At 71.3% G+C, this 13,514-nt stretch carries 11 protein-coding genes; 6 read left to right on the top strand and 5 right to left on the bottom strand.

What is annotated here, in order from left to right; genetic code table 11:
• Positions 1-29 precede the first annotated feature (29 nt).
• Positions 30-683: an NADPH-dependent F420 reductase gene (gene npdG / locus BLS95_RS20485; RefSeq protein ID WP_090933584.1), complete on the top strand. Its 654-nt coding sequence runs from the start codon at positions 30-32 to the stop codon at positions 681-683.
• A 15-nt stretch (positions 684-698) separates the two neighbouring features.
• Here npdG and BLS95_RS20480 read toward each other — a convergent pair whose 3' ends face one another.
• Together BLS95_RS20480 and BLS95_RS20475 are read right to left on the bottom strand one after the other, a co-directional pair.
• Positions 699-1,388, bottom strand: a complete 690-nt coding sequence (locus BLS95_RS20480; protein WP_090933582.1) for an alpha/beta hydrolase — start codon at positions 1,386-1,388, stop codon at positions 699-701.
• Positions 1,389-1,400: 12 nt separating this feature from the next.
• Complete coding sequence (locus BLS95_RS20475) at positions 1,401-2,831, bottom strand: aminotransferase-like domain-containing protein (protein WP_090933580.1); 1,431 nt, start codon at positions 2,829-2,831, stop codon at positions 1,401-1,403.
• A 59-nt stretch (positions 2,832-2,890) separates the two neighbouring features.
• Between BLS95_RS20475 and BLS95_RS20470 the strand changes: the two genes are divergently transcribed.
• Complete coding sequence (locus tag BLS95_RS20470) at positions 2,891-4,063, top strand: trans-sulfuration enzyme family protein (RefSeq protein ID WP_090933578.1); 1,173 nt, start codon at positions 2,891-2,893, stop codon at positions 4,061-4,063.
• Between the two features lie 44 nt (positions 4,064-4,107).
• Positions 4,108-5,181 carry a pyridoxal-phosphate dependent enzyme gene (locus tag BLS95_RS20465; RefSeq protein ID WP_245765181.1) on the top strand — a complete coding sequence of 358 codons (1,074 nt, stop codon included), beginning with the start codon at positions 4,108-4,110 and terminating at the stop codon, positions 5,179-5,181.
• Between the two features lie 518 nt (positions 5,182-5,699).
• Here BLS95_RS20465 and panB read toward each other — a convergent pair.
• Positions 5,700-6,530, bottom strand: a complete 831-nt coding sequence (gene panB, locus BLS95_RS20460; RefSeq protein WP_090933575.1) for a 3-methyl-2-oxobutanoate hydroxymethyltransferase — start codon at positions 6,528-6,530, stop codon at positions 5,700-5,702.
• A gap of 129 nt (positions 6,531-6,659) precedes the next feature.
• On the opposite strand from panB, the gene BLS95_RS20455 reads away from it, so the two are divergent.
• From BLS95_RS20455 to BLS95_RS20445, 3 genes are all read left to right on the top strand, one after another.
• Positions 6,660-7,964: an MFS transporter gene (locus tag BLS95_RS20455; protein WP_090933573.1), complete on the top strand. Its 1,305-nt coding sequence runs from the start codon at positions 6,660-6,662 to the stop codon at positions 7,962-7,964.
• A gap of 1,216 nt (positions 7,965-9,180) precedes the next feature.
• Complete coding sequence (locus BLS95_RS20450; protein ID WP_090933571.1) at positions 9,181-10,731, top strand: MFS transporter; 1,551 nt, start codon at positions 9,181-9,183, stop codon at positions 10,729-10,731.
• Between the two features lie 7 nt (positions 10,732-10,738).
• On the top strand, positions 10,739-11,341 hold the full coding sequence (locus BLS95_RS20445) for a TetR/AcrR family transcriptional regulator (protein WP_090933568.1): 603 nt from the start codon (positions 10,739-10,741) through the stop codon (positions 11,339-11,341).
• A 421-nt stretch (positions 11,342-11,762) separates the two neighbouring features.
• Here BLS95_RS20445 and BLS95_RS20440 read toward each other — a convergent pair whose 3' ends face one another.
• Both BLS95_RS20440 and BLS95_RS20435 read right to left on the bottom strand, forming a co-directional pair.
• Positions 11,763-12,521 (bottom strand): ABC transporter permease, encoded by a 759-nt coding sequence (locus BLS95_RS20440; protein WP_090933566.1) that lies wholly within the window; start codon positions 12,519-12,521, stop codon positions 11,763-11,765.
• Positions 12,518-13,468 carry an ATP-binding cassette domain-containing protein gene (locus BLS95_RS20435; RefSeq protein WP_090933564.1) on the bottom strand — a complete coding sequence of 317 codons (951 nt, stop codon included), beginning with the start codon at positions 13,466-13,468 and terminating at the stop codon, positions 12,518-12,520. The genes BLS95_RS20440 and BLS95_RS20435 overlap by 4 nt, the downstream gene beginning before the upstream one ends.
• Positions 13,469-13,514 lie beyond the last annotated feature (46 nt).

The raw sequence follows: 13,514 nt of genomic DNA, 5'->3' as shown, positions 1-13,514 counted from the left end.
CGGGCCCGGCGGGCTGACATGATCTGGTTATGACTGATGTGAGCGGGCTTTCCATCGCGATCCTCGGCGGCACCGGAGACCAGGGGAAGGGGCTGGCGCGGCGGTTCGCGCTGGCGGGTCACCGGGTGCTGATCGGCTCGCGCAGCGCCCGGCGCGCCCAGGACGCCGCCGACTCCATCGGGGCCGGGGCGGCCGGGGGCGAGAACGCCGCCGTCGCCACCGAGGCCGACGTCGTGATCGTGGCGGTGCCGTACGAAGGGCACCGGGCGCTGCTGGAGTCCCTGCGGGCCGAGCTGGCCGGGAAGATCGTCATCGACTGCGTCAACCCGCTGGGTTTCGACAAGCAGGGCGCCTACGCGCTGCCGGTGGCCGAGGGCAGCGCCGCGCAGCAGGCCGCGGAGGTGCTGCCGGACAGCACGGTGGTGGCGGCCTTCCACCACGTGTCGGCCGTCCTGCTGATGGACCCGGCGGTGCACAAGGTGGACCTTGACGTGCTGGTGCTCGGTGACGACCGCGAGGCCGTCGGCATCGTGCAGGCGCTGGCCGAGGTCATCCCCGGCGTGCGGGGGGTCTATGGCGGCCGGCTGCGCAACGCCCACCAGATCGAGGCGTTCACCGCCAACCTCATCTCGATCAACCGCCGCTACAAGGCGCACGCGGGGTTGCGGATCACCGACATCTGAGCGGGCGGCATCCGGTCAGGGGCGCACCCGTGACAGCTTGAGCAGCGCGTCCGCGACGCCTTCCGGGTCGACGACCTGGTGCAGGTGCCTGCCGGGCAGGCGGGTCACCGGCCAGCCCCGTCCGGCCGCCTCCTCGGCGAACTTGTCGTACGGGGGGCCGTACCACAGGTATGAGCACCTGATGTCGTCCCATCCGGCGGGCACGGGCACGGGCTGGGTGTAGTAGTCGAGCGGCAGGCGCGGCTGCTCGGCGGCGACCCGCACGCGGACGGCGGGATCGGGCAGCAGGGCCACCACCTCCTCCTCGTCCCACCAGTCCGTCCAGCGCGGCAGCACCCCGTCGGGACCGGCCAGGTCGTGCAGAAAGGGCACGGTCGACCCCTCCCCGAGCTTGATCAGGCCGGCGCGCGGCGGAATGCGCGCGTCGGTGAACACGCACGCCACCACCCGGCCGCCCAGCCCCTCCTTGATCAGCGGCAGGAACAGTCCGGCGTTGCTGTGCCCGGCGAGCACGACCGGGGTGTCGGGGGTGACGTCGCGCACGGCCTGCACCACCCGTGGCCAGTAGGGCGGCCCGCCCGCCGTCACGCGGGTCACGTCGGGCACCACCGCCGCGTGGCCCCGGCGCTCCAGCGACTCCGCCACGGGAACCCAGGTCGACGGCCCGACCAGGGGACTGTGTACGAGCACGAAGGTCGTCTCCATGATCCCACCCTGTCAGACGACGAGGGTACGGCGGGAAACGGTGCCACCGGCTCCGTCGTAGGCGGCCCAGGCCGCGGCCAGGTCGCCCACCGCCCGGGAGAGCTCGTCCTCCGGGAAGAGGAAGTGCAGCCGCAGGTGGGTGGCGTGCCCGCCCAGCGGGTCGAACGACCGCCCCGGCGGCACCGCGACGCCGTGCCTGAGCGCCACCTGGCTGAAGGAGTCGGCGTCGCCGCGCGGGAGGCGTACCCAGATGGTCTGGCCGCCCCGGGCCGGCTCGAACGACCAGGACGGGAGCCGCGCGCGCAGCTCCGCGCACAGGTGGTCGTGGCGGCGGCGCAGCTTCCGCACCCGTTCCTGGCGGATGTCGTCCAGGCGGCGCAGCAGCGCGGCGGCGGCGAGCTGGCTGACGACCTCGCCCCCGAGGTCGTGTACGGCCCGCAGCCGGGCCAGCCGGGACACCAGCGGCGCCGCCGCGCGGATCCAGCCCACCCGCAGCCCGCCCCAGACCAGCTTGGACAGCGAGCCGACGGTGATGACCTGCTCGCCCCGCGCGAACACGGCCAGCGGCGGCGGCCGCTCGCCCGAGAAGCACAACTCGGCGTGCACCTCGTCGTCGACCAGCGGAACGTCGTGCTCAGCGGCGAGCGTGGCCAGCCGCCGGCGGGCCTGGTCGCTCATCACGGCGCCGTCGGGGTTGCGGGCGGTGGGTACGAAGTAGGTCAGCGCGGGGCGTTCGCGCATGGCGGACGCGGCCTCGTCCTGGACCACCGGGCGGATGACGGCGGCCGCGTGCCTGAACACCTCCAGCGCCCCCGGATACGTCGGCACCTCGGTCAGCACCGTGTCGCCCGGCGCCACCAGCAGCCCGGTCAGCAGCGTGAGCGCCTGCTGCGCGCCCGTCGTGACGATGATCTCCTCGGCCGTCGTCGGCAGGCCGCGCCTGGTGTAGTAGGCGGCCAACTCGGCCCGCAGCTCCGGGTTGCCGGCGAGCTGGTAGCCCATGTCACGCGCGCCCGCCAGCCGCGCGCCCGCCTCCACGTACGCCTCGGACAGCGCGGCCGGCGGGTCGGGCGGCGCGGCGCACGTCAGGAGCTGCACGTCGTCCGGCGGATGCAGGATGTGCAGCAGCAGCGGGTTGACCATCACGCCGGTCGCCGACCTGGCCGCGGGCGGGTCGAGCGGGGCGACCCTGGTGCCGCTGCCCTGGCGGCGCACCACCCGGCCGTCCTGTTGCAGCAGGTCGTACGCGGCGACCACGGTGCCCCGGCCCACCGCCAGCCGCCTGGCCAGCACCCGGTCCGGCGGGAGCGGCTCGTCCGGGTGCAGCAGGCCGTCGTCGATCAGCGCCCGGAGCCTGGCCGCGAGCAGCAGGTAGAGCGGCCCGCGCCCGGACGCCCAGCGGCCCAGCAGATCGACCAGGTCATCGGGATTGGCCCCATTCATGGACCAATTATCCCGCATTGGCTCTGACATGAACGGGCTTCCGCATAGATTCTGGTGCCATGAGCGAACTTCGTCCTGATACCCGCACCGTGCACCTGCCGCAGCCGATGGTCGAGGGCAGCCGTCCGATCACCATGCCGATTTACCAGACCTCCGGATTCGTCTTCGACGATCCCGTCCTGATGGCCGACGCCATGGGAGCACCCGACAGCGCGTACGTCTACGGGCGCTACAGCAACCCCACCGTGCGCTCGCTGGAGATGGCCGTGGCCGGGCTCGAAGGCGGTGTCGCCGCCCACGCCACCGGCTCCGGCATGGGGGCGATCAACACCGTCCTGCTCTCCCTGCTCAAGCCGGGTGACCATCTGGTCGCCCAGCGCTCCCTGTACGGCGGGACGGCCGCGTCGATCAAGGACCTGGTGGACCGGTTGGGGATCACCGTGACGTACGTGGCGGAGAACGACCCCGCCGCCCTGCGCGCCGCCGTACGGCCGGAGACCGTGCTCGTCTACCTGGAGACGATCAGCAACCCGGTGACCCTGGTGGCCGATCTGCCCGGGATGTGCGCGGTGGCCCGTGAGCTGGGGATCCTGTCGGTGGTGGACAACACGTTCGCCACGCCGCTGTTGTGCCGCCCGATCGAGTACGGGGCGGACATCGTCGTGCACTCCACGACGAAATACCTGGCCGGGCACACCGACGTGGTGGGCGGGATCGCCGTCTTCGCCGACGACGAGCTCTACCGGAAGGTGTGGCATCACGGGGTGGCGCTGGGGACGACGGCCGAGCCGTTCGCGTCGTGGCTGACCCTGCGCGGGATCCAGACGCTGGCGTTGCGGATGGAACGCCACTGCTCCAACGCCGCATATCTGACCTCCCGGCTCGCGGAGCACCCCGCCGTGTCGGCGGTGCACTGGCCGGGGATGGCATCGCATCCGTCGTACGAGCTGGCCGGGCGGGTGCTGTCCGGGTTCGGCGGGGTGTTCTCGTTCGACCTGGTCGGCGGGCGGGCGGCGGGGGAGAAGTTCATGGCCGCCGTACGCCTCGCGCTCCTCGCCCCTTCGCTGGGCGGTGTCGAGACGCTCGTGCTGCACCCGGCCACCACGTCCCACCGTTCGCTCAGCCCCGAGGAGCTGGCGCGCAGTGGCATCGGCGAGGGCACCGTACGCGTCGCCGTGGGCATCGAGAACCCCGAGGACCTGTGGGCCGACGTGGCCCAGGCACTGTCGTAGCGGGCGCGTATGCTCTTTTCCCTCCGACGATCGAGGGGATAGCCGTGACCACCGTCACCCATGAGGATGTGCTGGCCGCCGCCGGGCGGATCGACGGGCTCGTGCTCCGGACTCCGGTGCTCGAAGTCTCCGCGGGGTTGTTCCTGAAACTGGAGCTGCTCCAGCACTCGGGGTCCTTCAAGGTGCGCGGGGCGTTCAACCGGATGTTGTCGGCCGGGCCGTTGCCGCCCAGCGGGGTGATCGCGGCCAGCGGGGGCAACCATGGGCTGGCGGTGGCCTACGCGGCGCGGGAGCTGGGGGTGCGGGCCGAGATCTTCGTGCCCGAGGTGACGAGCCCGGTGAAGGTCGCCGGGCTTGAGGCGCTCGGCGCGCACATCACCCAGACCGGGGCCATCTACTCGGAGGCCGCCGAGGCCGCCGCCAAGCGCGCCGCCGAGACCGGGGCGCTGTCGGTGCACGCCTACGACCAGGCCGAGGTGGTGGCCGGTCAGGGCACCACGGGGCTGGAGGTGGTGGCGCAGGTCGAGGACGTGGACACGGTGGTGGTGGCCGTGGGCGGGGGCGGCTTCGCCGCGGGGATCACACTGGGGACGCTCTCTCCGTCCAGCTCCTCCTCACCTGATGCTTCCTCCTTTGGTGTCTCCGCGTCTGGGGCTTCTGCGTCTGGGGCTTCCGCGTCTGGGGCTTCCGCGCCTGGCGTCTCCCCGTCTGGGGCCTATGCGTCAGGGACCTCAGCGGGTGGGGCTTTCGGGGCGGGGCCGCGGATCGTGGCGGTGGAGCCCGAGCGGATCCCGACCCTGCACGAGGCGTTGCGGGCGGGGGAGCCGGTGCCGGTCGAGGTCGGCGGGGTGGCGGCCGACGCCCTGGGGGCCACCAAGCTCGGCAGCCTGGCCTTCGAGATCCTTTCCGGGCCGCGCGTGCAGAGCGTGCTGGTGAGCGACGAGGCGATCGTGGCGGCCCGGCGTACGTTGTGGGCGCGGCACCGGGTGGCGGCCGAGCACGCCGGCGCGGCCGCGTATGCCGCCCTGTTGTCGGGGGCGTACCGGCCGGAGGAGGGCGAGCGGGTGGCGGTGGTGGTGTGCGGCTCCAACACCGACCCCGCCACCCTGACCACCTGACCCCCCACCCGAGCCCACCCAGCTGAGCCCGCTTGGCTGGGGGCTCACAGGAGCCCGTGGTTCCAGCTTGCCCAGCTGAGCCTGCTACCGAGCCCGCCGGGTTGGGGGCCCGCGCAGCTGGGCGCCCGCTCGGTGAGTGCCCGCCCAGCTGCGAGCTTGCCCGGTTGGGAGCCCGCGCTGTTAGGAGTCCGCGGTTGGGGCCCGCCCAGCTGGGGAGCCCGCGCAGCTGGGCGCCCGCCCGGATGAGTGCCCGCCCAGCTGGGAGCTTGCCCGGTTGGGAGCCCGCCTGGTAGCCCGCGCAGTTGGGAGCCCGCACGGTTAGGAGCCCAGCCCAGCTGGGGAGCCCGCGCGGTTGGGGTCGCTCTGACACAGCGAGGTCCGGTTCCCGCGCCGTTGCCCTGCTTGCCTGGGAGGCGCACCGGGCCAGGAGCGGCCGTTGGGCGGGGTTACTTGGCCGGCACGGTCACCACGGGACTCCCTGGCCACCACGGAGTGAGAGCGTCCGCAGCCGGCCGGCCTCAGGTGTAGGTGTGTTCCTGGGCCGGGAAGGCTCCGGACGTCACGTCGTCGGCGAAAGCGCGGATCGCACGGTCCATCTCCGTGGCCAGGTCCGAATAGCGCTTGACGAACCGGGCCGGGCGCGGCGTGAGCCCCATCAGGTCCTGCCACACCAGCACCTGCGCGTCCGTGGCCGCACCCGCGCCGATGCCGATCGTCGGGATCGCCAGCGACGTCGTCACCCGCTGCGCCAGGTCGGCGGGAACGCACTCCAGCACGAGCGAGAACGCCCCGGCCCGCTCCAGGTCCTTGGCGTCCGCCATGAGCTCTTCGCCCGACTGGCCCCGCCCCTGCACGCGGTAACCGCCCAGGACGTTGACCGACTGCGGGGTCAGGCCGAGGTGCGCCATGACCGGTACGCCCGCCGAGACCAGGGCCTCGACCTGCGGCAGCACACGGTGCCCGCCCTCCAGCTTGACGGCGTGCGCACCCGCCTCCTTCATGAAGCGGGCCGCCGACTCCAGCGCCTGCTGCGGCGAGGACTGGTACGACCCGAACGGCAGATCCGCGACCACCATCGCCCGTGACGACCCTCGTACGACGGCCGCCGTGAGAGGCAGCAGGTCGTCGACCGTGACCGGGAGCGTGGAGTCGTGGCCGTAGACGACCATCGCCGCCGAGTCGCCCACCAGCAGGACCGGAATCCCCGCCCGGTCGAACACGCCCGCCGTCATCGCGTCGTAGGCGGTGACCATGGGCCATCGCTCTCCGCGCTCCTTGGCGGCCATGAGATCCCGGACAGTGACTCTGCGGCCTGAGGCGCCGCCGTACAACGTGGTTGAAGAGGACATATGAACCCTCCAGAAACATCTCGAGGCGCCCCAGCGGCGTCCCCGGACATCTCCGATCATTACACGTGAAACCCAGTTGCAAAACTGTCGGTGCCGCTTGCCAGAATCACCGTGGAGGTAACGGAACCCATGGCGATCACCCCTTATCGACAACTGCTCAAAATCCCCGGCGTCCCCACGTTATTGCTGGTGGGGATGCTGGCGCGCATCCCCTCCGTGGCCACCGGCATGGCACTGACGCTCTATGTGGCAGAGGTGATGAAGCTGGGCTACGGCAAGGCCGGACTGATCACCATGGCCACCACCATCGGGACGGCGATCGGCTCGCCGCTGTCGGGCAGGCTCGTCGACAGATACGGCCTGCGGCCGGTGGTCGCCGTCACCACCCTGGCGCAGGCGGTGTTCTGGTCGTGCGCGTGGGCGCTGCCGTTCCCCGCGCTGGTCGCGGCTACGGCGGCGGCGGGGCTGCTGGCGTTGCCGGTGTTCAGCGTGACCAGGCAGTGTCTGGCAGCCGTGGTGCCGGTGCCTCAGCGGCGCATCGGGTTCGCGCTGGACTCGATGCTGGTCGAGCTGTCCTACATGGTGGGTCCGGCACTGGCGGTGGCGGGGATCACGATGCTGGGCGGCCAGGCGACGATGGCGATCATCGGGGTCGGGCTGGTGCTGGGAGGCATGGGGCTGATCGTGCTCAACGCGCCCACCCGGGCGCCCGACGAGATGGGGGAGGAAAGCGTACGGGTGCCCAGGCGGCAGTGGCTCACCCCAGCGTTCGTGGCGCTGCTGGGGACGACGGCGGCGGCCACGTTCGTGCTCACCGCGAGCGAGCTGTCGCTGGTCGCCACCGTCAACCGGACGGGCGACGAGCAGTGGGTCGGCCTCGCCGTGGCCGTCTGGTGCCTCTACTCCCTCGTCGGCGGCTTCCTGTACGGCGGCATGTCCCGCGGCCTGTCGCCCCTCGGGCTCATCGCCGGCATGGGCCTGCTGACCGTCCCCGTGGGTCTGGCCGTGGGCGACTGGCGCTGGATGATCCTGGCGCTGCTGCCCGCGGGTCTGCTCTGCGCGCCGGCCCTGTCGGCCACGGTCGACGTGGTCACCCGGTGGGTGCCCGCCAGAGCCCGCGGTGAGGCGATGGGCTTTCACGGCACGGCGTTGCTGATCGGTGGCGCCGCCTCGGCCCCCATCGCCGGAGCGATCATCGACGGCCACGGGCCGGGGTGGGCGTTCGCGGTGGCCGGTCTGGTGGGAGCGGCCATGGTGGCACTGGGCCTGCCGTTCTGGCGCCGCCGCCCTGAGGTTCCTGCCTCTCCTCCGGCATCGATGGAGGAGGGGTCTTCGGTGCAAGGGGAGAGGGCTTCGGTGCAGGAGGAGCTGGGGGTGGAGGTGGCGGCAGCCGTCCCGGCCCAACCGCAAACGGCCTCGCCAACCCGGGAGTGAACGCCCGAGGTTGGACATCGGGGACGACGGCTCCGGGCTAGGACGGGCCTGGGCTGGCTGGCAGGCGGGTCCTGGGCCGAGGATGGGCGCTCGTCGAGGGCGGGTCCTGAGCAGAGGTCCGTGGTTGAGGGCGGCCCTGGGTTGACTGCCGGGGGCCTGACCGGCCTTGGGAGGGCGGCTCGGGGTGAGCGGCGTGGGTTGAGGTGCCTTGGGGTGAGTGCCTTGGGGTGAGCGGCGTGGGTTGAGGCGCCTTGGATTGAGTGCCCTGGGTTGAGTGGCGTGTGTTGAGGTGCCTTGGATTGAGCGCGATGGGGTGAGCGGCGTGGGTTGAGGCGGCCTGGGTGAGTGCCCTGGGTTGAGTGGCGTGTGTTGAGGCGCCTTGGGTGAGTGCCTTGGGTTGAGTGGCGTGGGTTGAGGTGCCTTGGATTGAGCGCTCCGGTTCGAGGGCCCTGGGTTAAATGCCTGAGGCTGGAAGCTGGGGCGATGGTCCTGGGTTTGGCGCAGTTTGCCCTGCCGCTTGGAGACGCATGTCACGCAGCCCGTCCTTGTCTGTGCACAGTCGTCCTCATTGGTGCGCAGCTGTCCTCGCTGGTGCACAGGGGTCCGGCTGAGCGTGCGGTCGGGTGTGGGGTGCCGTCGATGGCGGGTTTCGGCAGGGTGTGCCCAGGTTGTGGGAGGTTTGTGAGGGGTGCAGGCCGGGCCCGATACACGAGCTTCCAGGGCGTGGACGTGCGATCGAGCGTAGTCCGGGCCGAGGAGACGAAGGCGGCCTTTGGCGGGCCGCTGTTGGGGTGGGTTGCGAGCGGGCGAGCGCCTGGGCGGTGGTGTGGAGCGTGTCTGGACGCTCGGAGCTACGGCCGCGTTGTGGGAGCGGGCCCCGGGTGCCTACGGCCTGGGTGATGGGCGGTAGCGAGTCGTGAGGCGGGGTTGGGCGGGTTGGAGCGGGTTGGAGCGGGTTGAGGCGGGGTTGGGCTGGGTTCGGCGGGTTGAGGCGGGACTAGGTGGTCAGGTGGGGTGCTGGGCGGTGGGGCGGCCGAGGGGTGGGGGTTCGGTGTGGTGGGTGGGTGGGCGGTTGAGGGGCGGCACGTTGGGAGTGGGCGGTTGGGGGTGGGGAGTGTTTACCTAGGGTTTACGAAACGGGACCGTTGCGTATCGGAATATCTTGCGATACGGTGTCGTTGCGAAACTCTGACGTATCGAAATTAAGGATGGTTTCATGGACCCGAACGCGGGACATCCACGTCGCTGGGGAATCCTCGGCGTGCTGGTGTTCAGCCTGTTGGCGGTTGTGCTGGACAACACGATCCTCAACGTGGCGATGAAGACCATCGCCGACAAGACCATCGGTCTGGGGGCGACGCAGAGCGAGCTGGAGTGGGCGATCAACTCCTACACGCTCGTGTTCGCCGGGTTGCTGTTCACCTTCGGCGTGATCGGTGACCGGACCGGGCGCAAGCGGATGTTGTTCATCGGCATGGCGCTGTTCGGCCTGGCCTCGCTGGCCAGTGCCTACTCGCAGGATCCGATGCAGCTGATCTTCGCGCGGGCGGCGATGGGCATCGGCGGTGCGGCGATCATGCCGGCCACCCTGGCCATCATCTCCAACGTCTTTCCTCCCTCGGAGCGTGGCAAGGCGATCGGCGTGTGGGCCGGCGGTGTGGGGCTCGCGGTGGCCATCGGCCCCATCACCGGCGGGCTGCTCATCGAGCACTTCTGGTGGGGCTCGGTGTTCCTGATCAACGTGCCGATCGTAGTGATCAGCATGATCCTCATCGCCAGCTTCGTGCCCGAGTCGCGGGACCCCAAGCCGTCCAGGCTGGACCCGGTCGGCGTGCTGCTGTCGATCATTGGACTGGTGGCCGTCGTGTACGGCATCATCCGCGGCGGCGAGCTGGCCACCGTGGCGAGCGCCGAGGTGCTGGTGCCGACGCTGTTCGGGCTGGCGGTGCTGGGCGTGTTCGTCTGGTGGGAGCAGCGCATCGACCACCCGATCTTCGACGTGCGCAGCTTCACCAACGTCCGCTTCAGCTCGGCCATCGGAATGATGGGCATCATGTTCTTCGCGATGATGGGCGGGATGTTCTTCCTGACCTTCTACCTGCAGGTCGTGCTGGGCTTCACGCCGGTGGAGGCGGGGGCGCTGATGATCCCGTTCGCCGCGGCGCAGCTCATCTTCGCGCCGCTCAGCCAGCGGGTGAACCAGCGGTTCGGCGCCAAGCTGTCGGCCTCCGTCAGCATGATCGTGGTGACCGCGGCGCTGGCCAGCTACGCGCTCATGGACCAGAACACGCCGATCCTGCTGATCGAGATCGTCTTCTTCGTCCAGGGCGCCGCGATGGCCAACATCATGCCGCCCGCCACGACCGCGATCATGGAGTCGCTGCCCAGGGAGAAGGCCGGTGTCGGCTCGGCCATGAGCAACACCGTCCGGCAGGTGGCCGGTGCGCTCGGCGTCGCCGTGCTCGGCTCGGTGCTGTCCTCCAGCTATCGTGGGGAGATGGGACCCGCGCTGGCCGGACTGCCCCCCGAGGCGCAGCACGCGGCCGGTGAGTCGATCGTGGGCACGATGGGTGTGGCCCAGGCGCTCGGCGAGAAGGGCCAGGCACTGATCCAGCCCGCGTTCAACGCCTTCATCGACGGCATGCACGTCACGGCGCTCGTGTCGGCCGTGATCGCGCTCATCGGCGCCGCGGTGGTCATGACCTGGATGCCAGGAAAGGCGCGCCCGGCCAAGCACGTGGAAAAGAAGGAACCAGCGGTAGTGTGAGGCCGCGATGACGATCCAGGAAACAGGGACTGCCCGCCCGGCGGGCCGTCCGCGCAGCGAGAAGGCCGAACGGGCGATCATCGAGGCGACCCTCGACCTGATCGGCGAGGGCATGGGCGTCTCGGAGCTGTCCATCGAGGCGATCGCGTCGAAGGCGGGCGTGGGCAAGACCACGATCTACCGGCGCTGGTCCAACAAGGAGGACCTGGTCGTCGACGCGCTCGCCACGCTGAAGGCGCCCATGCCACGTCTCAGGGGCACCTCCGTGCGCGACGACCTGATCGTCCTGCTCGACGTGATGCGCGCGGAGGCGGGTCAGCCCCGGTCCCGGTGCGTGATGAACATCGCGATGAGCGAGGCCGACCGCTATCCGCGGCTGATGGAGCGCTTCATGAAGCGCGCCGTCGAGCCCCGGAGAGCGGCGTTGCGGGCCGTGATCGAGCGCGGCATCGCCTCCGGCGAGCTCCGCGCCGACCTGGACGTCGACATGGGTATGGCATTGCTCTCGGGTGCCATGCTGTGGCACACCAAGTGGGGTCCCGAAGGGGAACTGGCCGCCGACCTGGCCGAACGGGTCGTCGATGCGGCGCTCTCCGGACTGGCCCCGTAATTCACGACGCTCGCGGGTCTCAGTCCGGGACGGCTTCGTAGCGAACGCCTGCGGATCGCCGCCCCGGAGTGGCTCAGGAGCGAACGCTCGCGGATCGCCACCCCCGGAACGGCTTCGGAGCGAACCCCCGCGCATCGCCGTCCGGAACGGCTCCGGAGTGAACGCCCGCGGATCGCCGCCCAGGAATGGCTCCGGAGCGAACGCCCGCGGGTCTCCGCTCGGGAGCGAGCGCTCGCGGACCGCCGTCCGGAACGGCTCCCGAGGAGGACGCGGTGCCGGCCGCCCGTGTGGCTTCCCGGTGGTGGTGGGTTGTCTGCGGCGCCGGTCCCGGTTCCGGCTCGTACGCCGCGCCCCGGCCGCCGCTGGGAGGGTCAGGCGACCGCCATGGGGCATATGACGGGAACGGCCGCCGGGACGGGCGTCACGAGCGGGTTTTGCGGCGGAACAGGAGGGCCGCGGTCGGCAGGGCGATCAGCACCGCACCCCCGAGCCAGCCGGCCGCCACCACCCCGGAGGAGCCCATCGGCTGGTCCAGCAGCAGGGCACGGAGGGCGTCCACGATCGGTGTGGCCGGTTGGTGCTCGGCGAAGGCGCGCAGCGCGCCCGGCATGGTCTCCGCCGGTACGACCCCGTCCGACAGGTACGGCAGGAAGAGCACGATGAAGCTGAACGCCCCGGCCGCCTGCGTCGAGTTGACCAGCAGCCCCCACAGCACCGCCAGGGCGGACATCGCCAGCACGTAACCCGTCACCAGGGCCAGCACCAGCAGCCAGTCCACGAGACTCGCGTACGGGCGGAAGCCCAGCAGGATCGCGGCGGCCAGCGCGATGGCCGACGAGCCCACGTTGCGGATCACCGAGGCCACCACGTGCCCGGCGGGGACGGCCCAGCCGCTGATGGGCAGCGTGCGGAAGCGGTCGATCATGCCGCCGGTCATGTCGTCGGCGATGTTCACGGCGGTCAGCGCGGCGCCGTACCCGCCGGACATGAGCAGCACGGCGGGGACCACGAAGTCGATGTAGGCCAGCCCGCTCGAACCGGTGCTGATCGCGCCGCCGAAGACGTACACGAACAGGACCATGATGATCACCGGCAGGGCGGTGTTCACGATGAGGCTGTCGGGCGTGCGCAGCTCGTGGCGGAGGCTGCGGCCGATGAGGAGGCGCAGGGCGGCGGTCACGCGGCGGCCGCCGTGAGCTCGAAGAAGACGTCGTCCAGCGTCGGAGTGCGCAGCTCGACGTGCTCGACCTCGATGCCGGCCCGGTGCAGCAGGTCCAGCGCGCGGCGCAGGTGGTCGGGCCCCCGCACGGCCAGGACGACCTGCCGGGCGTCCACGTCGAGGTGGGCCCCCGCGTCGCCGAGCGCGGCACCGGCGCGGGCCACGTCCTGCGCGTGCGCCAGGCGTAGCATCAGGCGTTCGGAGCCGACCTGGCGCTTCAGCGCCGCCGGGGAGTCGTCGGCCACCACGCGCCCGCCGTCGATCACCGCGATGCGGTCGGCGAGCTGGTCGGCCTCCTCCAGGTACTGCGTGGTCAGCAGGATCGTCGTGCCGGAGGCGAGCAGCTCGCGGATCACCGACCACAGCTCGGCCCGGCTGCGCGGGTCGAGCCCGGTGGTGGGCTCGTCCAGGAACAGGATGCGTGGCGCCGACACCATGCTCGCCGCCAGGTCGAGGCGGCGCCGCATCCCGCCGGAGTAGGTCGCGACCCGGCGGCCGGCGGCGGCGGTGAGGTGGAAGCGCTCCAGCAGTTCGCCCGCCTGGCGCCGGGCCTGCCGCCTGCCCAGCTGGTGGAGCCCGGCGAACAGCTCCAGGTTCTCCCGCCCGGTGAGCAGGTCGTCCACGGTGGCCTGCTGGGCGGTCAGCCCGATCGCCCGGCGCACGGCGACGCCCTCACGGGTGACGTCGTGGCCGCCCACCGAGGCGGTGCCGGCATCCGGCGCGAGCAGCGTGGTCAGGATGCGGACCGTGGTGGTCTTGCCCGAGCCGTTCGGCCCGAGCAGGGCCAGCAGCGTGCCCACCGGCACCGTCAGGTCCACCCCGGCCAGCACCCGCGTGCTCCCGAACGACTTGGTTAACCCGCGGGCGTGGATGGCATCTGTGAATGAGCTACTGTGTATGACGTTCATAGTTTTAAGGTAATGCACAATCCTAGGAGGCGGTCAAGGAGGAGTT

The organism is Nonomuraea jiangxiensis (genome assembly GCF_900099965.1).
GTDB classification, from domain to species: Bacteria; Actinomycetota; Actinomycetes; order Streptosporangiales; family Streptosporangiaceae; genus Nonomuraea; species Nonomuraea jiangxiensis.
This window is presented reverse-complemented; position numbering and strand designations above follow the sequence as displayed.

What these genes read in the sequence shown, in the direction of transcription:
- BLS95_RS20480 (WP_090933582.1), bottom strand. Translation starts at nt 1,388, where the DNA reads ATGGAGACGACCTTCGTGCTCGTACACAGTCCCCTGGTCGGGCCGTCG.
- BLS95_RS20435 (WP_090933564.1), bottom strand. Translation starts at nt 13,468, where the DNA reads ATGAACGTCATACACAGTAGCTCATTCACAGATGCCATCCACGCCCGC.
- BLS95_RS20445 (WP_090933568.1), top strand. Translation starts at nt 10,739, where the DNA reads ATGACGATCCAGGAAACAGGGACTGCCCGCCCGGCGGGCCGTCCGCGC.
- BLS95_RS20475 (WP_090933580.1), bottom strand. Translation starts at nt 2,831, where the DNA reads ATGAATGGGGCCAATCCCGATGACCTGGTCGATCTGCTGGGCCGCTGG.
- BLS95_RS20450 (WP_090933571.1), top strand. Translation starts at nt 9,181, where the DNA reads ATGGACCCGAACGCGGGACATCCACGTCGCTGGGGAATCCTCGGCGTG.
- BLS95_RS20470 (WP_090933578.1), top strand. Translation starts at nt 2,891, where the DNA reads ATGAGCGAACTTCGTCCTGATACCCGCACCGTGCACCTGCCGCAGCCG.
- BLS95_RS20455 (WP_090933573.1), top strand. Translation starts at nt 6,660, where the DNA reads ATGGCGATCACCCCTTATCGACAACTGCTCAAAATCCCCGGCGTCCCC.
- panB (WP_090933575.1), bottom strand. Translation starts at nt 6,530, where the DNA reads ATGTCCTCTTCAACCACGTTGTACGGCGGCGCCTCAGGCCGCAGAGTC.
- npdG (WP_090933584.1), top strand. Translation starts at nt 30, where the DNA reads ATGACTGATGTGAGCGGGCTTTCCATCGCGATCCTCGGCGGCACCGGA.